The following is a 598-nucleotide window of genomic DNA, read 5'->3' as shown; positions in this document are numbered from 1 at the left end:
GCATTTAGCTATTGCTAGCGGTGAAACTAGCCAATTTACTAGCAAAGTATTAGACTTATTGCCCGCTTTAGAGAAAAAGGCATTAGCGGCTAAGAATGCACCTTTTTGTTAGATAGAAATATGAAGCGCTATAACAAGCGCTTAGAAAATGATGGTGCAGTGGATAGTACTAATTGTTGGTACATTACTCCAAAATCTGATAAAGACACCCAGCCGTGTTTCCTGAAGAGCTGGTAGCAAGGGTACTTAAAATTATTCCTTTGAAGGAGATGTTATGTGCAATCCCTTTGCAGGGAGTGGTACGCTAAAGGGTGGCTCAAAGAATGAAGCACATTGCGCTTTTGTGTGAATAGAATGAATTTGTTAAGAGATAAAAAGGGAGGGATTTTGAACTTAGATGAGGTGATGGTAGGGCGATTTAGATAGCCTTTTAAGAGAAGAGGATTATAGAGATGAGATTGTAAATGCGATCAATGTGGAGTTTTTAGATTTCGCTGTACAATTAGACACAATGGCGGCCTTTGAGGTGTGCAAGAAATACAACTTTGATAAAGTAGAGGCTTTACGCGTGTTAAAAAACGCTGTGGCCTTATTTTCA

Annotated in this window: 1 pseudogene; it reads left to right on the top strand. The window is 39.1% G+C overall.

Annotated features, from left to right (window positions below):
* Positions 1 to 102: 102 nt before the first annotated feature.
* Positions 103 to 353, top strand: a pseudogene (locus tag G6Q00_RS08690) (DNA methyltransferase); the annotation flags it as partial.
* Positions 354 to 598 lie beyond the last annotated feature (245 nt).

The sequence above is a fragment of the Helicobacter suis genome, assembly GCF_902196125.1.
GTDB classification, from domain to species: Bacteria; Campylobacterota; Campylobacteria; order Campylobacterales; family Helicobacteraceae; genus Helicobacter; species Helicobacter suis_B.
Note: the sequence above shows the minus strand (reverse complement) of the source record. Positions and strands in the feature narration are given on the sequence as shown.